Consider the following 23,420-nt stretch of genomic DNA (forward strand, 5'->3'; position numbering starts at 1 on the left):
ATATTATCCACTACTTTACTGCCCACCAGATAGGCAGTTTCGAGTGCGGACCGCATGCCTGCATAACCATTTTCACCACTTTCAAGCTTTAAATTTTCAATTGCTGTTAACCCTGGCGGTGGCATAGAATAATTGCTGCCAGTGCGAACCACCATAAAACGAGATTTATCCGCCTTTTTAGCATTATCTAAGTAAATCATTGATTGGTAAGCGCCGGTATCTTCCATACCAGAGCTAACAAAGTTTCCTTGACCTGCAGTCCAGTAGTGTGTCCAGTTATTCGCCCACTCGTTTAGTAACTCTCCATGCCAAAAAGTGGAAGCAGCCACATGTTCACCTTTTAATACAAAAGGTAATTTCTGTGCATTTGGATAACCTGTGTATTTATCTCGCAAGGCCTGCATAACCGGATAGTCATTTAACTTTACATCTTTGGTGAGTGCGTATGCCCAATCAACCAACTGAGAATTAAGTTGATATACTTCCCCATTTGTGGACTGACCATGCCTATTGAGCTTACCTGCGTCTATTGTTTGCTTTTCAAGTAATGGGTCGGTAGTAAATAGTGGAAAATAGCCAGTCGTCCAAGTATCAGGTATTTCTCTGGCATCAATTTGATGAGCTAAATCACCGTCAATCAGCCATGTAGCCCAAGCAGCAGAGCCTATTGAAGCATCAGCAGGGTCAAAACCGGCGATCCCTGCAACTAACCAATATGCATGAGTTAAATCAAATCTAGGATCTAAACCTAAAGCCATAATAGCTGTGGCTGCTTTTGCGGTACCCATACCCGTGACTATGCCCATAACGCCTGTTTCGGCATTAATACAAATATCATGATGCGAAACGACAAAAGGTAAACAGGTATCAAGCTTTTGGCCAGCTTTCCACAATTGAAATTCGCCGGGTTTGTCGCCTTCATCCGCACCAATTTCAAACATAGTGATGACGACCACTTTAATTTCTATAGGGGGAATAACATTAGTTTGGGTTAATTCACTGTTATTCTGGCAACTGGTCATTAAAAAAAGGGTTAAGACAACGATATTAAAAATAGTTAATCGTTTAAAAATTAATTTGCGCATACTTTTTCTCCCAATAAAAAAGGATAAATATGCATGCCACATATTTATCCTCTTCTACTATTGAATAATAATTTTATATATATATTATTTTATATAGTTTAACTTCTATTAAAACTTATAGCTGAACTTCGCTTGGTAATGTCGAGGTAGCTCAGGTAAGACTATCTGAGCCCCAAACAAGTCTGGGAAGTTTGCTCTAAAGTAGTCTTCATCGGTCAAGTTTTTAATACTTAAACTGGCTGTCCACGTTTCTGCATTATAAAAAACGCCTGCATTCACTAGGGTATAAGCCGGTAAAGTTACTGTTTGTGAAAAATCAGAAAAGGTCGAATCTGCTCTGATAATACTCGTATTGATAGCATAACCATTTTGGAAGTCGTAGGTTGCATTTAACGTGTATATATTCTCGGGGATACCTTGTTTTCTGGCACTTTCTTTATCTGTATTGTCTACAAGGTTGTTTCCTATGACGGCACCTCCGTACAATAAAGACGCGTCAGTCACATTGGGTAAATGTTCAATCCCAAAAAAACCAAATTGTTCACCAAGTTCTAAGGCAGTTAAGTTATAAACTTTTGAGTTTGTGTAACCTGCACCCACTACTAAGTTGTCGTTTACTACCCAACGCAGCTCAAATTCAGTGCCTTCGTTTTCGGTGGTTGAGTTGGTGACGATCGCCTGTGCACTAAAATCGGTCCGTTCTTGTTCATATACTGATAACGCAAAATACAAAGAGTCATCTAAAAATGAACCTTTAATACCATATTCAAATAAATCAGAGGTATCAAAAGCGCCATTCCCCACTTGGCCAACACCAATCTCAGCACCTTGACCTGCCACTAACGTTGCTTGTTCTGCGGCAGTAATATAGGGAATCAATCCAATATCCGTCTTGAATGAAATACTGGTGTTCCAAGACACGCCATCAACCGTTTCTTCAACCGTTTCGATATCCGCAACGTCTAACAACAAATCACCTCGGCTTGTGCTCTTAATATCAATCGTGTCATAACGCACACCCAATACTATATTAAGACCCATTTCCCAAGTAAAATCCGTCATTACTGCGAAACCTAAATCGGTATAATTTCCTATGTCGTAGTTGTCAAAGTCTTTACCAATACGTGTGGCTAGCAAACGTCTGTCAAAAGCCGTTGAAGGGCCCGTTAAGTCTCTGCGATTAAAGTATTCATTTGTGTAATCATCACCATGTAAAAACTCTGTATGGCGAATTGAAGGTGATATTTGAAATTGTGCCAGCAATGCATCTGACTCATACTCTGTCGAGAACACTAGTTTGTTTTCAAATACGGAACTGTCATGAAATTGTGCAAAACCATAAGCATTTTCATTTAAGTTTTCGTAAGCTTCGTAAAACATTTGGTTCTTGATTTCCCACCCATTGTCGGTGTAATAAAAAATATCAAAATAAAGCGTTTCAACTGTATTCAATAACACATCGTCCGCAGCAGCTAAGACCTGATTTCTGCCAAGAGTTGTTGTACCTGGATTGTCCAATGCCAAAGTGGGAGAAAAGTCAGCATTTGTAATTCTATCTGGAAATAAGCCAAAACCTACATTGTTAAAGATAAAAGGATTAATATCACCTCTCACTAAATTGTACTCTTGGTGTGAAATTGAACCATCGCCGCTAATGTCTAGTGGTTTGGCGGTACCTGTTACATAAGTGCCGGTGTCAATTAGATCTTGGCTTAAACGGTTCCAACCAGCGACTTGATTCCCTGCAAAATCATGATACATACCACCAAATTCAATACGCATGTTGTCTGTAATATCAACATTAATCGAAGCTTGTAAAATAGTTTGGTCGGTGTCGGTGTTATCATAAAAGCTACCTGAGTTTTCTACTTCACCGTAAAGGTAAAAACCCATGTCTTTGCCACCAATAGAACCAGGACCACCAATTTCGGCAGTCATAACACTTTTATCCCAGCTACCTAGAGAATATGAGAAGGCTCCGGTATTTTCTTCTAAATACTGACCACCACTTGCGCGAGCAGATTTAGGGTTAAAGTTTAAGTAACCCCCAATTTTAGATGGACCGTATATAGGAGAGGCTGGACCACGAACAATATCTATTCGACTTGAAGCACCAATTGGTGTGGGATAGTTACCTGGATTATCTAGGCGTTTCATGCCACGAAAGTAATTTTCGCCTGGTGTACCACGGATATCAAGCGACCCTGCAACTCCAAAAAATGATTGAGTAAATGTACCAGGTGCAAACGCCATTAGTTCATCTATATCGGTCACTGCAAAACGTTCTAACTGCTCATCACTTATGGTCGAAGCTGAACGAGGTGTTTCTAGTATTGATTTACCAAAGCCGAATACAGCTTCAACATCTTGTCCGGGCAGGCTACCTAAAGAACCAGTTACCTCTATACGCTCGACACTTTCTTGTTCAGTTTCTTGTGCCATTACTTGTAAAGGTATTAAAGAGGCTAGTCCAATAGCAACCGCTTTGGCTAACGGATTTGATATAAAAGTTTTGTTTGTCATTTTTGTGTTTCCAGGGTAGTAACTTTGTTTGATGTTGTATTAGTCTCTATGAACCATTCAACACACTATTTTTAGATTTATATAATTTATATAATTTATATAATTTTTATGATTTAGATCATATTTTAACAATAAGATTTTTTGCACGAACGATGCCAAAACCTTGTCCAAGTGGTCTAGTAGCAATAATATTTATTAATCTATTGAAAATACTAGCTTTTTGATAAATATTAATAAAATCAGTGGTTGATTTATTACGCATGTTATTTTTTTCTAAAATATATAATGCACTAATTTAAAACAATTATAATTATATTGCACCTTTACAGTGCTAATTTAAAAAAGTAGTGATTAAACAATGCTTTTGTTTTGAATTTTTTTGGCTAAAAGTTGATGTTTTTCCATGAGTTGTCTGCTTAACACTGTGCTGTGCTCAGCATTTTCAATCAGCCATTTTCCTGCAACCATCAGTTTATCAACTTGATAAGCCCCGCAAGTTATCAGCCCATCAAGTGGACTGCCCACTCCTGAAAAACGTAACTCGTCTAAACTAAAAAGAGCTAAGTCTGCTTGCATACCAATGGCGAATTTTCCTATGCTGGGTCTTTGTAACACGGCAGCTGATCCCGATGTTGCATAACCTAGGACTCGTTCGGCTGTTATCACCTCTGCACCATAACGAAGACGCTGCTGTAACAAAGACTGTCGCACTTCTTGGATCATGTTTGAAGAATCATTAGACGCTGAACCATCTACCGCTAGACCTATGTTACATCCAGCGGTTTCAAGTTCGACTGTTGGGCATATACCTGATGCCAGTAACATGTTGGAACTGGGGCAGTGTGCAATACCTACTTTAGCTTGTCCTAGGCGTTTTATCTCATCTTGGTTAAAGTGAATTCCATGAGCGAGCCAGGTTTTGTCACCTAACCAATTACAATGTTCTAAATAATCTAAAGGTCGCATTTTATATTGACGTATACAAAAATTATTTTCATCTTCAGTTTCAGCTAAATGGGTATGCAACATCACATTATTTTGTTTAGCCAACTGAGCCGTATCTTGCATTAATGACGTGGATACAGAAAAAGGTGAACAGGGTGCCAGTGCTATCTGAATAAAACCATCCTCACTGTTGTCATGGTATTTTGATATCAGTCTTTGACTATCTTGCAATATTATATCTTCAGACTGGATAACACTGTCTGGAGGTAAACCCCCATCACTTTCTCCTAAACTCATGGATCCTCTAGTTAATGTAGCGCGACAACCCAGAGAGTTAATCGCTTCAACCTGAATATCAATGCCTTGTTCGAGCCCTTTGGGGAAAACGTAGTGATGATCGGCTATACAGCTAGCCCCGGACATCATCAATTCTAAACCAGCTAATTGGGTGGCTGTATAAATCATGTCTTCATCAAGGTTTTTCCATATTTGATAAAGATATTTAAGCCAAGGAAATAAAGGCTTGTTTAATGCCCCTGGGACGGCCCGGGTTAATGTCTGATAAAAATGATGGTGAGTATTTATAAGGCCCGGTGTAATCACTTTATTACTGCAATCGAGGTAACGGTCGATAGATGTTTTTGGCTGCATGCCAGATGGCACCAATTCAACAACTTTGTTACCTTTAATCACAAGGCCGTTACCAGCATTTAAGGAGTTACCTGTAAATATCGCGGCGGGGGACTTTAGCCATAATGTCTTATTTTGCATGTGTAAATTCTCTTACTACTAGATTAAAGTGATAGACGTTTCTGACGTATCATCGGGCATAAATTAGCTCACAATTATCGCATAAAAGCCTACAACGGTATCCGAAGAAGGTAAAATATTACTGGCATAAAGTATTACTGGCTAAGGGTGCTAATTGTGTAAGCACTTCTGGCAACACCGTGATACCAAAACTCAGACCTATTGAAGTGTCTATAGTAAGACTTTTTGGCAGTTGACTGCATCAGTTGTTAGATAATTAACACCTGCCACCGTGATGCTGGCAAACATAACAAGTGTTGCCTTACCTAAGTCTTTACTTTTCTGAAGATGGATAAAAGTATCAACTGCAGAGAGTATCAACTGCAGAGAGTATCAACTGCAGAGAGTATCAACTGCAGAGAGTATCAACTGCAGAGAGTATCAACTGCAGAGAGTATCAACTGCAGAGAGTATCAACTGCAGAAAACAGCCCAAGTTGTATTAAAACTCTGCATTAAAAAATCTAACATGACAACTGGCTTTTTTTATAATTGTATCACCGCGTTGTTCTTGAAAAAAAGGTAGAAATAATAATACCTGTGAAACATACCATCACATTTTGTAAGTCTGCATGAATACAATGCAATACTTTTGGTTTATCGTATGAATTACAAAGTATTTCATCATTCTTAAGCATGGTGTGTGTACTCTCAACCGTAACTATCTCTTGTGTTTACTCTCAATAAATAGTCACTTAGGTAACGCTTAACAATACAAATATTTGACCAACTAGTTAATACTGTATTTTTACAATAACACTAAGAAAATCATGTATATTTTAATAGGTACTCACATGTAGTTTGAATAAAAATTAAAGAGTCAGTGACACCAATGCACTAGGTTAGTACAAAGCATAATTTAGTTGAAATCAAATACTAATAAAATGGAGTTTTGGTTAAGGTCCATTGATTTTTCATTACCTTAGGAGCAAAGCATGCTGCAAAAAACTAATATGGTCACTGAACGTTGGCTCCGCGAGCATACCAATCGACCTAACGTAGTGGTGTTGTATACTCAAATGGATAACCCTGTAATCGCACAAACCGATAGCAGTCCACTTGTATATATTCCTAATTCAATATTTTTTGATTTTGAAAATGTGTTTTGTAACACGGATTCTAGTTTCCCTCATACTATGCCCACAGAAATAAACTTTACTAAAAGTGCATGTAAGTTAGGTATAGATAAGAATAGTGTCATTATTATTTATGATAACAAAGGTATTTATTGCGCACCGAGGGTGTGGTGGATGTTTAAGTCGATGGGCCATCAGGATGTTTATATACTGAACGGTGGTTTACCTAATTGGTTAGCTCAAAACATGCCCACTGTGCCACATCTTTCTTTTCCAAGTAAATTAGGAGATTTCAAAGCAACGTTTGATAAAAGCTTCTTTTATAATGCCGATGAAATCATTGAGCAACTCACTAACATAACGTTGTTAGACGCAAGAAGTGAAGGACGCTTTAATGGTACACAACCAGAACCGCGAAAGGGTCTGCGCTCGGGACATGTTCCCACGTCAATCAATTTACCATTTCAACAATGCCTTGATGGTACTTTTCTGAGATCGTCTACACAGCTCAAAACTATATTCTCTGAATATGTTGTAAAGCAAGGCCGCTCTTTAGTGTTTAGTTGTGGTTCGGGTGTGACCGCTTGTATTTTGGCTTTGGCAGCGACTGAGGCAGGATACACAAATCTAGCAGTTTATGACGGTTCATGGAGTGAATGGGGGGCTAGAACAGACTTACCAGTGGAGCTGTAAAATAACGAGACCCACATCACTGGTGTTTTGTGGGTTTTTTTAGCTGTTAAATAGTTGTTTTAGTAAGCTTTTTTTCAGCGTTAGAGCCTAATTCTAGGTGTGATAAAAATCCATCCTGATTAATATCAAGATCTGTGAAGATTGCGCTAAGGGTATTATCTGCTTTTGCTTCGGTCATACTGATAAGTCCGTCTTTGTCTGCATCAAGGGCATGAACTTCCATTTCATTAGACTCTGCTAATATGTTTAATGATACCAAAGTAAAAATTGATGTTAATAATATTCTTTTCATAATTTCTTCCTTCAAAGTTTATTTAAAATAGTTAATGTAAAATACTTAAGTAAAGATACTTAATTAAAAATAGTAAATTTAATAAAAATCTTTTCTAACAGTTTTGCAATACTCGCATCAGTAATAACTAGTCACTGTTAGTACATTTTGCCGTAGCTATTGTCATCACATTCATATGTGTACTACAAATAATATGCCAAATAAAAATTAATGATTTAAATCAATTGCTTATGATTTTTTAAAACTGCTTCTTTGAAAAAAGTAGATGAAATTATAAAAAGTGTGTCTTTTAAAACAGACAGTTATCAGGGGGGATAAATATTATCATTAAAAAACAATGTGATAGGGTGAGGCTTATGTGCTACATAAGCCTTGAATGTGTTATCTAATGAATTACAAAGCTTGTTAACTGCTGATATTAGAAATCCACATAGACTGATAAGGTGTCAGCTGATATTCAAGATCTTCTAAGCTCAATGTATGGCCGCTAATAAGATCAAGCCAATTGTCAGTGCCTATTAAATTTAGATCGCTCAGTCTAATTATTTGCATTTCATCTGATACATTGTAAATACAGAAAATGCTTTGTCTTCTATCCATGCTCTGCCGCCAAAAACCAAAAATCTGTTCACCTAATTGTAATGTAAATTGAGTGGCATTGGGGTGGAATGCGGGTTGTTCTTTGCGGATATTAAGGAGCTTTATTATCCTATCGTGCACCTTAGTATGTTGACTATAGGGCGAAGCGAGCTGTCTCTGTAACTCGGTATAATCCCACTTATGACGATTGATAGAACGGTTGTGACTAGTGTTTTTGACTTTTTCATAATCATTACCGGTACCCAATAAGCTATGAATATAGATACCTGGAATTCCTTCTAAACCAAACATGATACCGTGGGCACATATAAAGCGTTCTAGTCCCCATTTGTCGGCGCCTTTGACCGTTCCTTGTAGTGCATCATAAAGAGCGATATTGATTTCGTATGCTTTTTGTTTGCCTTCCTCAGATTTTCGCCATGAGATCCTGCCACCAAAATTTTGCATAGTATTAACCAAGGTTGTCAGTTCTTGATCGTCCAACAGTCCTTCGGCTGGCCTGAGTCCAATACCGTCATGTGATGCAACAAAGTTAAAGAAAAATGTACCATTTTGAGCTGGTGGCATACTGCCTAGCCAGGCGTTTATGTGTTTACATGTTCCTGTTACCAAAGTATTGACTAGTAATGGGGGTAAAGAAAAATTGTATATGCCGTGTGCTTCGTTTGCGTTGCCAAAGTATGTGAGGTTTTGTCTGTTAGGAATATTGGTTTCGGTGATGATCACTGCATCATTTACCGCATGTTCTATTAGTGTTCGTAATAGGCGAATAACTTCATGAGTTTGTTCTAAGTTGATACAGGTAGTGCCTATTTTTTTCCATAAAAAAGCGACCGCATCTAAACGAAATATTCGTATGCCCGTGTCCAAGTATTGGCGCATGATTGAAACAAACGTGTCTAAAACAGAAGGGTTTCTAAAATCAAAATCGACTTGATCATGACTAAAAGTACACCATACCTGTTTTTCTCCGTGTTGTGTTTTGGTTAATCTGAGTAGGTCAGATGTTCTAGGCCTAACTACGTCAGTCAGATCGTCCTTTAGTGAGGCAGTAAAGAAGAAATCACTTCCAGGTCCTTCACCTTTGATGAAATTTTCAAACCAAGCACTTCGAGAAGAACAATGATTTATTACTACATCAGACATAACCCGATAGTCTTGGCTTATCGCTTTTATGTCATCCCAGTCTCCTAATGCTTCATTAACACTGGAATAATCAATAACAGAAAACCCATCATCAGAACTGTATGGAAAAAAGGGTAATAAATGCACGCTGTTTATAGCGTCACCACAATATTGAATTAAAAAATCATGCAAAGAATGAAGTGGTTTTTCCCCTAACTTTTCAATGCTGTCACCATAAGTTATCAACATAACATCTTTTTGATCCCAATTATTATGATGCCGCTTTGGCGCTATTAAAAGCTCAGCGTTATCGATGCGCATTGTTTTTAACAGCTGCTTACATAATAAAGAGTACGATGAATCCGAAGAGTAAGAGTTTTTTAACTCAACATCCTGATATATAACAGCTAAGTGATGTTCAACACGTTCTGTCAGTTGTTCTAAAACAGATAACATTCATTACACCTTAAGATTGACTAAATTCTAAGAAATCTTGTTCAACCGCGTCTTTTAATTGCTCTAAGACATCAGGCATGGCACTGACCACACGATTCCAACTTGGAATAAAAGGGGTTTCCATAGGATTATGTAAAAAACTCTCACCGGCCTTCATAATATTACGAGCAAACAGTTCGACTGCTTTTTCTTCATTATGAATGTCTAACTTTAAGCCATTCATAATGGCATCATTGTTATACGTTTCGATAAAATCTAAGGCAATCCTATAATACGTTGCTTTCAATGATCTAAAAGACTCTGTGGTGAAGGTTTCACCTTGAGTGGCGAGTTTTCTAAATAAGGCCTTGGTGATATCGATAGACATTTTAGACAGGCCACCTTGATCATTTTCAGCCGACAAATCTTGGTGTTTGTGATCATAAGTTTTAGCAATATCTGCCTGACACAATCTGTTGTGAGAATAGTTGCGATGCATTTCGGACAAAACACCAATTTCTAAGCCCCAATCACTGGGTATACGAATATCGTTTAATACGTCTCGCCTAAAAGAAAATTCGCCCGCTAATGGGTATCTAAAACTGTCCATATATTCAAGATATTCGTTATACCCCAAAACTTTTTGTAAGGCTCTGATTAAAGGTGTGACTAATAATCTAGAAACCCGGCCATTAATTTTTCCGTCAGCCACTCTTGCGTAATAACCTTTACAAAATTCATAATTAAAAAGTGGATTGGCTACTGGATATATCAATCTGGCTAACAGGCCTCTATCGTAAGTTAAAATATCGCAATCGTGTAACGCAACCGACTCTGCTTTTCCTGTTGCCAACACATAACCCATGCAATACCAAACATTTCTCCCTTTACCTAATTCTTTTGGTGCTAGCCCTAAAGCTTCTAGTTTGGCGTCTAAGGCCTGTAGTCTTGGTCCTTCATTCCAAAGTATGCGGTGATTTTGTGGCAATTCGCCAAAGAATTTAAGGGCATGTTGATATTGTTCAAGATTGGCTCTGTCTAAACCAATTACGATTTGAGATAAATAAGGCACTTTTGATATGTGGTCAATAATGTTCGGTAACGCAGTACCCTCAAGCTCAGAATAAAGAGAGGGGAGTATAAGTGCCATAGGACGTCTTTTTGAAAACTCTACAAGTTCTTTTTCTAGCTCCTCAACAGGTCTTTCAGACAAGTTATGCAACGTTGTTACTATGCCATTTTGATAAAAATCAGCCATGATTTCTCCTTATTACTGGTTAAGTTGTGGATCATTAAATATTATTTGCTCTAGACATTGCGTCCAACCACTAGGACCATAAGTTTGACTGGTGTAGACGTTATTTTGTTTTGACAATACTGGTGGGGCATTTGCTGGTGATAAAATTCGTACCGCTATATCTGCAACTTCCAACATGGCAACATCATTTTGACCGTCACCCAAAGCAATAGAGGTACAGTGTTTTATTCCGCGTTCTGTTTGAAATTGTTTTGTTAACCAAATCAGTGCTTTACCTTTGTCACATTGCCCTGACATATGTAAAAAACGTCCTCCTTGCAAAGGTGTTGATCCAAGTGCTTTGATGGCTTGAATAAATCTCTTTTTAGTCTCATCACTTCCAAGCCATAGAATGGGTTCACCGTACTCTCGTGTTGCAGCTAAAGTTGCTTGGTTGAATGAAAGTCCAGTTGCTGCGATTATTTCCTCGTTAGACATATTAGAAAAATGAGTGAATTCATCTGCAAAATCACCCTTTAATTTATCTAATAATAGCAACCAATGTTTTCTTGGCTCGGTGAATTCTTTTACCCAGTAACCATTTTTACATATTGTATCTTTGGGTTGCGTTTTAAAATAAAGCTGAGGAATGTAAATTGCTGCGCCATTTTCGATTATAAAAGGGCCCTCTAATCCTATTTGTTGTTTTAACTCAACAAGTTCAGCAAAGGTCTTACTGGTATTGATGATCACTGGGATGTCGATAGAATTAAGCTTTTGCAGCATTGGCAATGCTGAAGCAAAGCTATAAGTGTGGTGATCAAGTAATGTGCCGTCTAAATCGGTAAAAACCAATACATCTTTAAGCATGGTCTTCCTTAAGTTTGTGCGCGGTAATGGCTCTATCAGAGTTTAGTTCAAATACGTGATCACAAGAGCTGGGAAGAGTTTCAAGTGCATGTTCGGTTAGACGCTGATAATGCTGAATAAAACGCTGAATTTGCTGTTCATTCATGATGCCAGATTGCTTGGTATTGTCGGTTTTTTTAACTTTGTCTGTTGCAGCACTAAGTTTTTTTTCTTGCTCTAGCCGCCATGCATATACATCTTCGAAGGAAGGTGCTTTTAACATTACCCACATATTCATTAAGCTATAAAGAGGCTGATAATGCAGAGAAAGTTGCAAATTGGCGTGATTTCGCCAGTGTGCATTTTTGTCTTCAATTGTCTCAAACTCATTGATCGGTTGTATCAGTTGTTCAGCCGATTGAGGATTGACACCCCAACACCAGCCTTCAAAAATCACTACATCTGCTGCAGAAGATACTTTAGTCCATGCGGATGCAGGGTGGGGGTTATCTGTGGCTTTATCAAATCTTGGGATAGTGGTTGGTTGTTGGTGTTTTAGGTCAGACATAACCATTTTAGCGTGTCGCATATTGTGAGTGCCGGGCACTCCACGAGTGGTGAATAGTGGATGCACATCAGCTGCTACTATTTGACGTTCTATGCGGCTAAAGTAGAAGTCATCTAATGACATGACCACTACATTCATATTATAGGTTTCAGTCAAATAGACCTTTAAAAATGCTGATAACGTAGACTTGCCGGAACCTTGACTGCCATTAATTCCAACACAATATGTCTTTTCTGCACCAATATGGTGCGATCTTATTTCCTCGGCAAGAGGGATGAAATAGCTCTCTGCAATTTTACGGAAATCATCGGATAGCTTATTATTGTTGATAAATGTACTGATCATAGACTATTGAAATCTCATATTTTGCACTTTAAAAGTGCTTTTGATTTAATCATTTATGTTTATATCAGTGAAATAACTACAACATATGTGCCACCTTGCATCGAGCGGTATCACTGAATCCTAGATTTACATAAAGTTCAGAGTGTTTCATTACAAAATTGAAATTACATAATATTAATAGATTAGTATTTTTTGTTCTTTTTATTCTTTTTGAGCAGATAAACAAGGCATCACTCCGAGCTATCTCACCTTAATCTGAGGTAAGGTGCTTTAGATGCTAATTTGGTCGTTTTGCTAATTCGCCAAGGTTGTAAGAGAAATCGATTCGCCTCCCGCAAGTGCCACAATGTTTATGTCACTTCACTTTGGAAAGGTGTTGAATAAAATAGGTTAGAAAATAAATTTGGACGCCGCTTCCACTACTTATGGCTCTCTATCACCGACGTATGTAATTTTAAATGCAATTATTGTTTGCCAGATTGCTATGCTTGCGACACTGACACTGACTTTTTGACATTGCCTGAAATTAAAACCCTGATTAATGGTTTTGTTTCTATTGGCACCAGTAAAATTAGTATTGCTGACGGTGACCCTCTCTTTAAAAAGACCCCATATATATAATAAAGGCCTGTTCATCTAACCGCGGCGTTAAGCATGTCGCTATGACCTGTAACGGTTACAAGTTAGAAACTAATATTCAAAAGTGGGTGAGTACAGAATTTTGTTCATTAGATATTATTACAGATGGCCTAAAACCTCGAATGTTTGCAGTTATTATTGGACACATTATAATTAACACTATCTTGCGTGGCATTGACAAAACACTAGCCTTAGGTGTGAAAGTTACAATTAATGCTGTATTAGTAAATCAATATAACAAACAAAAATTACAGGTTTCCTAACGTGGTAAAAATCTAGTCCTGTGACATTAATACTGATTGAGTTGATGCAAAGTGGAGATAACGCAGGATATTTTTAGCATAATCATGTTTCTGGCGTGCAAAAAAACAGTTACTTGAAAATGGTTGGAGACAACTTGTATGAGACAACTTGTATGAGACAACTTATATGAGACAGCTTATATGAGACAGCAAATAGGCATGCACAAGAGTTTTTCCACCCTAACTATTAAGGTGGAATGGGTATGCTTTACAGTAAAGTGACTTGTGCAATCTGTAATTGTTTAAGAATGTCTGCCACTGGTAATCACATTTATGATTATTTGCGGAACAAGGCTTGAATATTTGTCCCGCTTTAAAGTCGATTGATAGCAGTAAATTGCATAGTCAGCTCATTAATTTGTTGAATGACAAAAAAGCAGCACATTGGTTACAAGATGGATACACTAGTGCAACTAAAACTCTATCTTGTTGGGTATTTATTGGAAATGTGGATGATAAAGTTGAATATTTTTAATAAGGTAAATAAATGTTAGCTGGGTTGATCTTAGCTGGTGGTAAGTCAAGCAGAATGGGCACAGATAAAAGTTTTTTAACTATGCCTGATAGCCAACAGACATTACTTGAATATTGTCAAAAAAAATTGACTTTAGTGTGTGATGATCATGTTTTTATCAGCGGCTCTCAGCATCATCAGGGTATCGCTGATATTATTCCAAACTGTGGCCCTTTATCGGGAATACACGCGGCTATTATTCATATACAAATGAAATATCCTAATATTGTTGAATTGTTAGTGATAGCGGTAGATATGCCTGATTTACGCCGTGAGGATTTTGAGTACTTAATCAAAATGGGTAGAAATGACGGTAGGTTGTGTTGTTTTGAGAACTGTTTTTTCCCACTATATATACCGTTATCAGTTAATGTCACTGAATATCTAGCGATGCAACTTAAGCAGCAGCCTGTCACCACTGTGAAACAGCGTAAACAGCAGCAATACTCAATCAAAATGATGTTAAATTCGTTACAGGGTTTAGAAGTACTACCTTTAAAAAATACACAATTAAATAATATCAATACTCTTGAGCAGTGGGATCAACGCTGTGTCGAGCAACTATTTATCAAGGCTAAAAATGACAACCGGTAATTCAACAACCAAACAAGCTCTGAATATTGCAGTGTTGACAGTGTCAGATACGCGCAATGAAGACAACGATACGTCGGGACGTTATCTATATGAGGTGGCTGTAGCAGATGGCCATAATGTCATAGATAAGAAAATTGTGATTGACGATAAGTTTCAGATTAGAGCAGTTGTGTCTAATTGGATAGCGTCCCATGATATTCAAGTTGTTTTGATAACAGGTGGAACAGGGTTTACGGCAAGAGATACAACACCAGAAGCGATGTTACCTTTATTCGAAAAAGCAATTGAAGGCTTTGGTGAGTTATTCAGACACGTATCTTACTTAGAAATTGGTACTTCAACTGTGCAATCAAGAGCGTTAGGAGGCATGGCTAATAATACTGCCATTTTTTGTATGCCTGGCTCTACTGGAGCATGTAAAACCGCTTGGAATGGAATCTTACAACAACAGTTAGACTCAACTCATCGCCCTTGTAGCTTTGTTGTGCATTTGAAAGATATAACTGATTGCTCAAGCAGAGGATAAAACTAAAATATGCAAAATCAAAACATGGGTCTGAGTCATGTAAATGAACACGGCAAGGCCAATATGGTTGATGTAACCGACAAACAGATTACTCAACGTCAAGCAGTGGCTGAAGGGTATATTTCAATGACTGCAGAGGCTTTTAACATGTTAAAAGATAACTCTCATGCAAAAGGTGATGTATTGTCTATTGCTCGTATTGCTGGTATCCAAGGCGCAAAAAAATGTAGTGAGCTTATTCCTTTATGTCACCCGTTGATGTTGTCTAAAGTTCAACTTGATTTTCAAACTTTGGATGATGAGAATAAAGTCAGAATTCAAGCTTTATGTAAGTTAGCAGGACAAACAGGTGTAGAGATGGAGGCATTGACTGCGGTGAGTGTGGCAGCTCTGACATTATTTGATATGTGCAAAGCCGTCGATCCACACATGGAAATTAGTAATATTAAGGTGCTCAGCAAACAAGGTGGTAAAAGTGGGGATTGGTCGTGTTAAAAATTTTATTTTTTGGTCAACTTAAAGACGTCACTCAAACTGAGTACCTTGATATCGACATTATTCAAAATGGTGAAAGATTGAATACTGTAGCTAAGCTACGTAGTTTATTACAGGAAAAAGGTGCTATCTGGAACGAGTATTTGGCTTATGGCAGAGCACTGGTGGCGGTTAATCAAGAGATGACAGGCGATGATGCTGAGATCAATGAGGCCGACGAAATCGCATTTTTTCCACCTGTGACCGGTGGTTAGAAGATATTATGAGTCACTTTACGCAAATTAATGTGCAATCGCAGGATTTTGATTTTGCTTATGAGTACCAAAAATTAAGAGACAGTAACAATAGTGATGGTGCATTAGTGACATTTGTTGGATTGGTTCGGGATATGAACCTGCAACAATCGGTTAGTGGTTTATTTTTAGAACACTATCCAGCAATGACAGAAAAAGTATTAAACAACATAGTCAAACAAGCTAGAGCTAAATGGAAATTAGGTAGTGTATCGATTATTCACCGTGTGGGGCAACTGAATGTATCAGAACAAATAGTATTTGTAGGTGTAACCAGTCAGCATCGTCAATCTGCCTATCATGCTAACGAATTTATTATGGATTACTTAAAAACTGACGCCCCGTTTTGGAAAAAAGAAACCACCACTCGGGGCGATAGATGGATTGAAGCAAAAGTTAGTGACCTAAAAAAATCACAGAACTGGTCATAAAGTATTTCAATAATATGGATTGGCCTAGGCAATAAGCGTTGAGTTTTATACTAATATAAGCTTCACTCGTCGCTTACCTCACATCAGTGTTTATCAAGAATAACACGCTAATGCTTTTTGATTGAATATGTAGCTTAATCAAATTACCAACGAGCGTTGTTTAAAGCAAATAGTAACGCCTGTCATAAAATACTCATTCCGTTGTCGGAATAAGTATTTTATGACAGCTAAATACTTAATCAAGTGCTATTTAATAAGCTATAAAGTACCGCAGTTGCAGATAGTTTTTGCTTAGGCTTTTGCAGCTGTAAACAATTGTCTACTTGAGTGAAGTAACATCAAACCTAGCAATAAAAACAAATTTACACTGCCTCCACCTGAATCATTGTCGGGTGTGATCTGCTCAATTGGATTGGGTATTGCAACAACCGGATCTGGCAGGGCCGCGACTAAAATTATGATACTTGACTCACCACTGAGTGATGGTTGAGCATTGTCAGAAGCTTGAACCGAAATTGAAATTTGTGTGTTCTCTAATCCTGATGTATCAAAATTGATGGAATCCCCATTATCTTCAAATGATGACACATCTGAAACTGACCAGATATAAGTATGAGTATCACCTTGGTTGTCGTCTAAAACACTAGCCTGAATGGTCACAACACCTGCATCTGTGCTTACACTGGTGACACTTACCCCTCCTTGAGTAACAAGTAAACTCACCGTGGGTGCAACGTTAATTTCTATGGCACAGCCTGTATTATCGACTTGAACACCAGCAGGTGTATCTGCACACTGATCGCTATTATCCTCAACGCCATCCATATCCGTATCAGATACTGTTACAACGTTTGAACTGAAATAAATATTATCTAAATAAACAGTGCCATTACCTTCAACTTTTAACTGAAATATGTCGGTCAAATCTACATTTGAAAAAGTGCTCAGAGGAATAACGATGCTTTGCCAGCTTTGCTGCTGCACATCGATGATAAAAGGTGTCTCCTTAGGTCCAGGACTGACTAAAAAAAATTTAAGATTTGTGGCGTTATAAGTCCAATAATCTAGATGCACATTGTCCATGGTAGTCACGTCTTGTTTATTGTCTGCAAAGTCAGTGCCCTGATAATTTAACCCTGCGTATTTCAATACATTGTTGCCAGCGATTTCAATTTGGGTCACTTGAGTTGATTGTTGCCAATCGGGATTGTAATCGATATTAACAATGTCGCTGTAGCTGTCACTAAAAAGGGATATGACTTGCTGCGCAGATATTTGAGGATCGGGTGCTACTGTCTGTGGTTCAGTGACAAGTTTGCAACCATTTTGGTCAACAATAGTGTCTTCAGGAGTATTGGGACATTGGTCTAAGTCAGTTTTTACACCATCATTATCTTCATCAATGATTAAGGGTGTATTTTCATCACATCGTTGGAATTCGCTCACATCTGACTGCACGCAGTGAGCAACATAATCAACTTCCATAGTGGCATTGTTTAATTGAGGGTCAATAACTCCGCCTAAATTGCCCCCCATAGCCACATTAAGTAGTATAAACATGGGTTCTTCGTATTGTGCGCAATTAGATAAATCTTGCTCAGCTACCACATCATCATTAAAAAAGAACTTAATATTGTCGGCTGTCCATTCTATGGCATAAGTATGAAAGCTTTGAACGTCAGGCGCACCTCCTGGATAACTAACCCGTACTTCAGACCCGCAATTACCGACATTAAAAAAGTTAGTAATATAGCTATCACCATCATTACTAAACCATTCCCATACATCGATTTCACCTGCGCCAGGGTTGGGCCAGTTCGCCGTGTCGTTGTCACCTTTGAAAGGGTTTTCAGCAATTCTATTTTCAAGCATCCAGAACGCTGGCCAAGTTCCGCCTCTGAGATCAGAAAAACGAATGCGAGCTTCTATACGTCCATATAAGAACTCTGCTTTATCTTTGCTGTTTAAGCGGCCTGAGGTCCAGGATTTATTTTCACCACCTAAGCCAGGACAACTAATATTTTGTCTACGAGCAATGATTTTTAAGGTGCCGTCAGAGGCATCATAGTTTTGTTGTGCAGTGCTATCATCGTCGGTGTAACACTGAACTTCATTGTTATAGTTTGCTTGAATTTGTGGAGTCCAATTATCAAGGTCAACACTACTTCCATCGAATCGGTCTATCCAAGTCACCTCCCAGCCTGCAAAACTTAACGGGATACATGAAATACTCAGAATAACAATTGCCACTGCGCTTTTTAAACATCTTTTAGAAATACTTACCATTTATAACAACCCCAAGTGTGCATATTAAGCATAAAATTTACATTTTATTTTCTAGCAATATGACAACAAAATTTAACCAACTGACTCACATCTGATTTACAACATAAACGAATATATTAAAAGCTAACAATTTTAAACGTTGAGAAGGACTGATTAAGCGTTTAAATCTTACTCGTTACTATTACTAGTATTTTTACAGCGAACAACTTAGTCACAAAATAGTGTTATTTGGTCTGTATTGAACCCTGATTAAAAGTTGAGCACATCTATTTTATGTAGACTATTTGTGCTGTGGATCTCAAGCTAAAAAGTAACAAAATGATGAAGCATTCAAGTACGATCCCCCTGAACTTGGGCTCGAAATAAGGAATAGGGAATAAACACTCATAATCTGAAAAAGATATTAATCATACCAAAGCTAAAAGTTTGGGTTATGTGTAGGTGGATTTTAAATAAAGTTGGCTTCTAGAATGGATGCAAATTTACAGATGTTTAGAACAAAAGCATAATAATCACACAAACGTGACTCACAGCAATTAACAGCTGTTAATCAACATTCGTATGATGTAAAACCATGCAATACAATAAAGTACAGGTGAATGATTAAATTATTACTCAGTTATTGATTCTTTAAAACCGTGATAACTTACAAAGTCCTTATTATCGACGCGTGCAGAACGCACATCATTCGCTTCAAAGTTATCATCTGGATATCCCATCGCTATACAAATCATAATAGCCTCACTATCTGGTATTTGTGCATGTTTGTGCACAACGTCTGATTGCATAATACCCTGACCATTGATTACGCAGCCCAGTCCCAGATCCCATGCTGCTAGCACAATGCCATAAGCTAATGAACCCAATCCAAACTGTGTGATACCTGCTGGCTCTAACGATTTGTCATAAGTTAAAACAAGGGATACTGGCGCATCAAACTGACGAAAACCTCTCATCATCCATTCCATGCGCTTTTCTTTATCTTCTCTGGTTATACCCATTACTTCAAATAGTTGAATTGCAACGTCAATTTGACGTTGTCTGTGTACACCCTCGTAATCTTCCTTATATGGAAAATCTCGCACATGTGGTTTACCCGCAAGTGTGTTCTTAGTATTGTCTTCACGTATATTATCAAGCACGTCACCTGTGACTGCATGCACCCGCCAAGTCTGAGTATTGTAAGACGACGGCGCCCATTTGGCTGCGTTAATTACTGCATCAACAAGATCTTTAGAGACCGCTTTAGTTTTAAAACCTCGAACACTCTTTCGAGATGCTGCAAATTCTGCAAAATTCATAATGACCTTAAGTAATTCGAAAATATATAATTAATAAATACTATAACTTAGCAATCTAAAAGGGTGAAATCATGCAAACTTATCATTGAGTTGAGGTCTTATTTATTGGGTAATGACTGACAATTTATTGAGACTACTTTTTTAACATCATCAGATGATTTTCATGTAATTATACGAATAAAAATTTGTGCTAATCTGAAAGGCCTTATTGTATTTGGTAATAAATAAGTGTCTTACATGAATTCGTTTTCTTGCGGTTGCTTAGAGTCGAAGTTAAAGCAATAATATTTGTTAATCAGCACCAATACTGAGTCATTATGTCTAAAAGTATGAGTCTTGCATTTCTGTTCTTGGTATTACTGTATTTGCTGAGTCTGTCTTATCTGGAGGATTTTTTATGGCTACTGAAAATCTTTCCTGTCGCTTTATTAGTGTTTGGGGTGCTGAAAACAGGATCTAGCTCGACTCGGTCTATTTTATTGCTAGCCTTAGTCTTTAGTAGTTGCGGTGATTTATTACTCGCGTTTGACAAGTTTATCTTCGGAGTCGCAGCGTTTTTAGTCGCACAGCTTAGCTACGCTGTTTTATTTAGACCTTTCTGGCAAAATTTTCAGCATCGTTGGTACTTAAGTGTGTTACTCATAACGCATGTATTAGTAATGCTGTGGTTATTATTCCCTAGCCTTGGAAATCTAAAGCTACCTGTAATGACCTATTTAATGGCAATTGCAGCAATGGGATTCATGGCGATCCAGTCATCATTACCTATACGTTGGTCTGTGTTGGGCGCCATTTTATTTATTACCTCTGATTCTCTAATCGCCATCAATAAATTCTATTATCCATTAGCCTACGAGAGCTACTGGATAATGAGCACCTATTACGCAGCACAATTTATGTTGGTAACAGGTTTTATTCACACAGAAATCAAAGCTAAGAATATTAATACCGAGCTCAATCGTGAATTGTAACTCCCTCGGCAATTATTAGGCTTTAGTTTTAGTGTATTATTTAGAGTATTGAATCAATTATTCTTCAAATTTTCATCGCTTTGTTTAATTGATTAAGTAGAAAAAATATTCTTTGTTCACGCAATATATTTTTTATGTTACTGCTAAAAAGTTTAGTAAGGTACTCATGGTGTTTTGCAAGTCGATTTAGGTTTCTGTTTTACAACTGTATGAACTACTGTATATAATGACTACATTATTTGTTATTAGTATTATCCATGCCCAAGTTTCTTAAGGAATTACCAGAAAAATATTACCTTGATCACTTTAATGAATTTGTACATTTTATTTCTCAACAATGTGCGGAGCTTTTAGACAAAGAGCATCAAGAATTTGTGAGCTGTTATCAACACTTAAGTCATGATTCACAATGTATGTTTGTTAGGGTGATCAATCGGCAAAGTCGTTTTATCAATTTAAACAAGATGATTTATCAAGAAATCAACGATGGTCCTCACCAGCTAACGACGCTAGAAAAAGTGGGTTTACTAAGTAAATTAGGTCTAAGTGATGTCAATGCTTGGTTGCAAGAGTTAACTAAAATTCAATTGCTTGATATTTTTAATCAGTATGGCATCGCTAGGGTGAATAAAAGTGCGGCCAAACCAATCCTGTTTGAGCAACTGATGCAATCTTGCTCAAACAACCAATGCCTTTCATCAGAAATTGCTCAACAGTTTTTAATCAAGAATTTTGAGCATTGTTTAGCTTATTTATTATTTTTGTTTTTTGGTGATACCAGTAGTGGTTTAGATAAGTTTTCGATGCGTGATCTTGGGGTATTGAAAACACGTGCAAATAGTCCAAAACCTACTGCAAGATTTGATAATTTGGAACAGGCTCAGAGTGTTTTCTATTACAGCTATAAGCTTGGGAAACTCAATTGTAATGAACTGGACATACAAGAATATGTAGTAAACAATCTTGGAACTAAAAACCATCCTGAACCTGCAATAAACTGTGCGCAATCTAAACAACTTAAAGATGAATTTTTTTATCTCTTAGGTAAACGATTATTACTTGAGCATCCTGTGTTGGCATTGGAATACCTTTGTGAATCCACTCATCATAAAGCGCAAGAAAAATGGCTAAGGGAACTTTATAAGCTAGGCGAAAAGGATAGAGTTAAAACAGAATTAGAAAACATTATTGATAATTCTTTGGACGATACCTTGCTACTTTTCGCTGAAGACTTTTATGAACGCAAGTTTCATCAAGTAAAAGTTAGTAAATTAACTCAAAAATTGCGAAATGACAGTTATAAGTTAGTTATAGATGAAATACATAAAGAGCAAGTAGAAAAGGGTGTTAAATACTATTATCAGAGTTTAGGAGCTACTGCTTTAAGGACTGAAAACCGACTGTTTAACGCCTTGTTTGGTCTAACATTTTGGCAGGAGTTGTTTAATCAGCAAGCCGATTCAATAGCAACAGAGTTTGATCGTAGACCTAAGGTGGTCAAAGAAAACACTATTTACGAAGTGTTAGGAGAAGCTATCGAGCAGAGGTTAATGATGTTTGTTAAGCCTAAAAGTGCGATTGCCTATCTAACAAAGATAGCTGCTCAGTATTATGGACAACCAAATGGCATGTTCCGTTGGAATACCCAAATTATACAGATTATATCAATTTTTTTAAACGCGGCTCCGGCAGAGTCTGTTATAGCTCATTTAAGAGCTATGGCTCAAAATCACCATGGCCTAAACGATGGTTATCCAGACTTAATGATTATAGAAAATGGTCAACTGCGATTCGAGGAGGTAAAAGCACCGGGAGATAGCATCAGACCAAACCAGTACGTTAGCATGAACGCACTGCAATGCGCTGGGTTTGATGTCCGAATTTGTAGCGTCAAATGGTTTGTGGACCCTATGCAGACTTATGTGGTGGTTGATGTCGAAACCACTGGTGGTAGACAGCCACAACATCGCATCACTGAAATTGGTGCAGTGAAAATGATTAATGGTGAAATAGTCGATACATGGAGTAGTTTGATTAACCCACAAAGACATATTTCAAAGTTTATTACTAAATTCACAGGCATAAGTAATAGTATGGTAAAAGATGCACCTTTATTCAGTGAAGTAGCTGATAGTCTCAGTGAGTTTATGCAAAACTGTGTATTTGTAGCTCATAATGTTAATTTTGATTACGGATTTTTTAAGCAAGAATATCAACGCATTGATCGTTACTTTAAAATGCCTAAACTATGCACGGTAAGAGAAACAAGAAAATACTTCCCTGGACTTAAGTCATATTCTCTAGGCAATTTATGTGCGAATTTTAATATTCCATTGGAGAGCCACCACCGAGCATTGTGCGATGCCGAGGCAGCAGCAGAGCTTTTAAAAATGATACATCAAAAAAAAATTGACCTATAAAATTGACCTGTATAATTGGGTATATAGCTGCAAATAAACTAACGCTGCACTTGGTTTACTAAGTGC

The 23,420-nt window shown here is 37.5% G+C and carries 19 protein-coding genes; 9 read left to right on the forward strand and 10 right to left on the reverse strand.

All coding sequences use genetic code 11. From position 1 onward, the window contains the following. The 3 genes from QZ562_RS10720 to QZ562_RS10730 all read right to left on the reverse strand — a co-directional run. The coding region (locus QZ562_RS10720) for a purine nucleoside permease (protein ID WP_293759806.1) at positions 1-1,022 on the reverse strand (1,022 nt) is incomplete at its 3' end. Between the two features lie 171 nt (positions 1,023-1,193). Beyond that, a complete protein-coding gene (locus QZ562_RS10725) occupies positions 1,194-3,608 on the reverse strand; it encodes a TonB-dependent receptor (protein ID WP_293759770.1) in 2,415 nt (804 codons plus the stop codon). Between the two features lie 351 nt (positions 3,609-3,959). Next, positions 3,960-5,324 carry an 8-oxoguanine deaminase gene (locus tag QZ562_RS10730; RefSeq protein ID WP_293759772.1) on the reverse strand — a complete coding sequence of 455 codons (1,365 nt, stop codon included), beginning with the start codon at positions 5,322-5,324 and terminating at the stop codon, positions 3,960-3,962. A 973-nt stretch (positions 5,325-6,297) separates the two neighbouring features. Here QZ562_RS10730 and QZ562_RS10735 point away from each other — a divergent pair. Beyond that, positions 6,298-7,131, forward strand: coding sequence for a sulfurtransferase (locus QZ562_RS10735; protein WP_293759774.1), 834 nt, complete (start codon positions 6,298-6,300; stop codon positions 7,129-7,131). A gap of 46 nt (positions 7,132-7,177) precedes the next feature. On the opposite strand, the gene QZ562_RS10740 is transcribed toward QZ562_RS10735, so the two are convergent. From QZ562_RS10740 to QZ562_RS10760, 5 genes are all read right to left on the reverse strand, one after another. Then, on the reverse strand, positions 7,178-7,423 hold the full coding sequence (locus QZ562_RS10740; protein WP_293759776.1) for a hypothetical protein: 246 nt from the start codon (positions 7,421-7,423) through the stop codon (positions 7,178-7,180). Between the two features lie 405 nt (positions 7,424-7,828). Continuing rightward, a complete protein-coding gene (locus tag QZ562_RS10745) occupies positions 7,829-9,604 on the reverse strand; it encodes a sugar phosphorylase (protein ID WP_293759778.1) in 1,776 nt (591 codons plus the stop codon). A gap of 10 nt (positions 9,605-9,614) precedes the next feature. After that, entirely contained in the window at positions 9,615-10,841 is a 1,227-nt protein-coding gene (locus QZ562_RS10750; RefSeq protein WP_293759780.1) for a glycosyl transferase, read from the reverse strand. 12 nt (positions 10,842-10,853) lie between these two features. Further along, positions 10,854-11,690, reverse strand: coding sequence for an HAD-IIB family hydrolase (locus tag QZ562_RS10755; RefSeq protein ID WP_293759782.1), 837 nt, complete (start codon positions 11,688-11,690; stop codon positions 10,854-10,856). Further along, the gene (locus tag QZ562_RS10760) at positions 11,683-12,582 is read right to left on the reverse strand and encodes a kinase (RefSeq protein ID WP_293759784.1); all 900 of its coding nucleotides are present in this window, start codon (positions 12,580-12,582) and stop codon (positions 11,683-11,685) included. The genes QZ562_RS10755 and QZ562_RS10760 overlap by 8 nt, the downstream gene beginning before the upstream one ends. Before the next feature lie 662 nt (positions 12,583-13,244). Between QZ562_RS10760 and QZ562_RS10765 the strand changes: the two genes are divergently transcribed. From QZ562_RS10765 to moaE, 6 genes are all read left to right on the forward strand, one after another. Continuing rightward, positions 13,245-13,484, forward strand: a complete 240-nt coding sequence (locus QZ562_RS10765) for a hypothetical protein (RefSeq protein ID WP_293759786.1) — start codon at positions 13,245-13,247, stop codon at positions 13,482-13,484. 526 nt (positions 13,485-14,010) lie between these two features. Then, entirely contained in the window at positions 14,011-14,631 is a 621-nt protein-coding gene (locus QZ562_RS10770) for a molybdenum cofactor guanylyltransferase (RefSeq protein WP_293759788.1), read from the forward strand. After that, on the forward strand, positions 14,618-15,157 hold the full coding sequence (gene moaB, locus QZ562_RS10775) for a molybdenum cofactor biosynthesis protein B (RefSeq protein WP_293759790.1): 540 nt from the start codon (positions 14,618-14,620) through the stop codon (positions 15,155-15,157). Before QZ562_RS10770 ends, moaB begins: the two co-directional genes overlap by 14 nt. A gap of 9 nt (positions 15,158-15,166) precedes the next feature. Continuing rightward, on the forward strand, positions 15,167-15,652 hold the full coding sequence (moaC, locus tag QZ562_RS10780; RefSeq protein WP_293759792.1) for a cyclic pyranopterin monophosphate synthase MoaC: 486 nt from the start codon (positions 15,167-15,169) through the stop codon (positions 15,650-15,652). After that, positions 15,646-15,906, forward strand: coding sequence for a MoaD/ThiS family protein (locus tag QZ562_RS10785; RefSeq protein ID WP_293759794.1), 261 nt, complete (start codon positions 15,646-15,648; stop codon positions 15,904-15,906). The genes moaC and QZ562_RS10785 overlap by 7 nt, the downstream gene beginning before the upstream one ends. A gap of 8 nt (positions 15,907-15,914) precedes the next feature. Beyond that, positions 15,915-16,376, forward strand: coding sequence for a molybdopterin synthase catalytic subunit MoaE (gene moaE, locus QZ562_RS10790; RefSeq protein WP_293759796.1), 462 nt, complete (start codon positions 15,915-15,917; stop codon positions 16,374-16,376). A 291-nt stretch (positions 16,377-16,667) separates the two neighbouring features. Here moaE and QZ562_RS10795 read toward each other — a convergent pair whose 3' ends face one another. Beyond that, positions 16,668-18,662 carry a family 16 glycosylhydrolase gene (locus tag QZ562_RS10795; RefSeq protein WP_293759798.1) on the reverse strand — a complete coding sequence of 665 codons (1,995 nt, stop codon included), beginning with the start codon at positions 18,660-18,662 and terminating at the stop codon, positions 16,668-16,670. A 611-nt stretch (positions 18,663-19,273) separates the two neighbouring features. Continuing rightward, positions 19,274-19,963 (reverse strand): nitroreductase, encoded by a 690-nt coding sequence (locus QZ562_RS10800; RefSeq protein ID WP_293759800.1) that lies wholly within the window; start codon positions 19,961-19,963, stop codon positions 19,274-19,276. Positions 19,964-20,280: 317 nt separating this feature from the next. On the opposite strand from QZ562_RS10800, the gene QZ562_RS10805 reads away from it, so the two are divergent. Continuing rightward, positions 20,281-20,934, forward strand: a complete 654-nt coding sequence (locus tag QZ562_RS10805; protein ID WP_293759802.1) for a lysoplasmalogenase — start codon at positions 20,281-20,283, stop codon at positions 20,932-20,934. Between the two features lie 257 nt (positions 20,935-21,191). Next, positions 21,192-23,354, forward strand: a complete 2,163-nt coding sequence (locus tag QZ562_RS10810; protein WP_293759804.1) for an exonuclease domain-containing protein — start codon at positions 21,192-21,194, stop codon at positions 23,352-23,354. Positions 23,355-23,420: the final 66 nt, after the last annotated feature.

It is taken from the genome of uncultured Paraglaciecola sp., from assembly GCF_913058035.1.
Taxonomy (GTDB): Bacteria; Pseudomonadota; Gammaproteobacteria; order Enterobacterales; family Alteromonadaceae; genus Paraglaciecola.

Coding starts and splice junctions, on each gene's coding strand:
- QZ562_RS10725 (WP_293759770.1), bottom strand. CDS start 3,608: ATGACAAACAAAACTTTTATATCAAATCCGTTAGCCAAAGCGGTTGCT.
- QZ562_RS10730 (WP_293759772.1), bottom strand. CDS start 5,324: ATGCAAAATAAGACATTATGGCTAAAGTCCCCCGCCGCGATATTTACA.
- QZ562_RS10735 (WP_293759774.1), top strand. CDS start 6,298: ATGCTGCAAAAAACTAATATGGTCACTGAACGTTGGCTCCGCGAGCAT.
- QZ562_RS10740 (WP_293759776.1), bottom strand. CDS start 7,423: ATGAAAAGAATATTATTAACATCAATTTTTACTTTGGTATCATTAAAC.
- QZ562_RS10745 (WP_293759778.1), bottom strand. CDS start 9,604: ATGTTATCTGTTTTAGAACAACTGACAGAACGTGTTGAACATCACTTA.
- QZ562_RS10750 (WP_293759780.1), bottom strand. CDS start 10,841: ATGGCTGATTTTTATCAAAATGGCATAGTAACAACGTTGCATAACTTG.
- QZ562_RS10755 (WP_293759782.1), bottom strand. CDS start 11,690: ATGCTTAAAGATGTATTGGTTTTTACCGATTTAGACGGCACATTACTT.
- QZ562_RS10760 (WP_293759784.1), bottom strand. CDS start 12,582: ATGATCAGTACATTTATCAACAATAATAAGCTATCCGATGATTTCCGT.
- QZ562_RS10765 (WP_293759786.1), top strand. CDS start 13,245: ATGACCTGTAACGGTTACAAGTTAGAAACTAATATTCAAAAGTGGGTG.
- QZ562_RS10770 (WP_293759788.1), top strand. CDS start 14,011: ATGTTAGCTGGGTTGATCTTAGCTGGTGGTAAGTCAAGCAGAATGGGC.
- moaB (WP_293759790.1), top strand. CDS start 14,618: ATGACAACCGGTAATTCAACAACCAAACAAGCTCTGAATATTGCAGTG.
- moaC (WP_293759792.1), top strand. CDS start 15,167: ATGCAAAATCAAAACATGGGTCTGAGTCATGTAAATGAACACGGCAAG.
- moaE (WP_293759796.1), top strand. CDS start 15,915: ATGAGTCACTTTACGCAAATTAATGTGCAATCGCAGGATTTTGATTTT.
- QZ562_RS10795 (WP_293759798.1), bottom strand. CDS start 18,662: ATGGTAAGTATTTCTAAAAGATGTTTAAAAAGCGCAGTGGCAATTGTT.
- QZ562_RS10800 (WP_293759800.1), bottom strand. CDS start 19,963: ATGAATTTTGCAGAATTTGCAGCATCTCGAAAGAGTGTTCGAGGTTTT.
- QZ562_RS10805 (WP_293759802.1), top strand. CDS start 20,281: ATGTCTAAAAGTATGAGTCTTGCATTTCTGTTCTTGGTATTACTGTAT.
- QZ562_RS10810 (WP_293759804.1), top strand. CDS start 21,192: ATGCCCAAGTTTCTTAAGGAATTACCAGAAAAATATTACCTTGATCAC.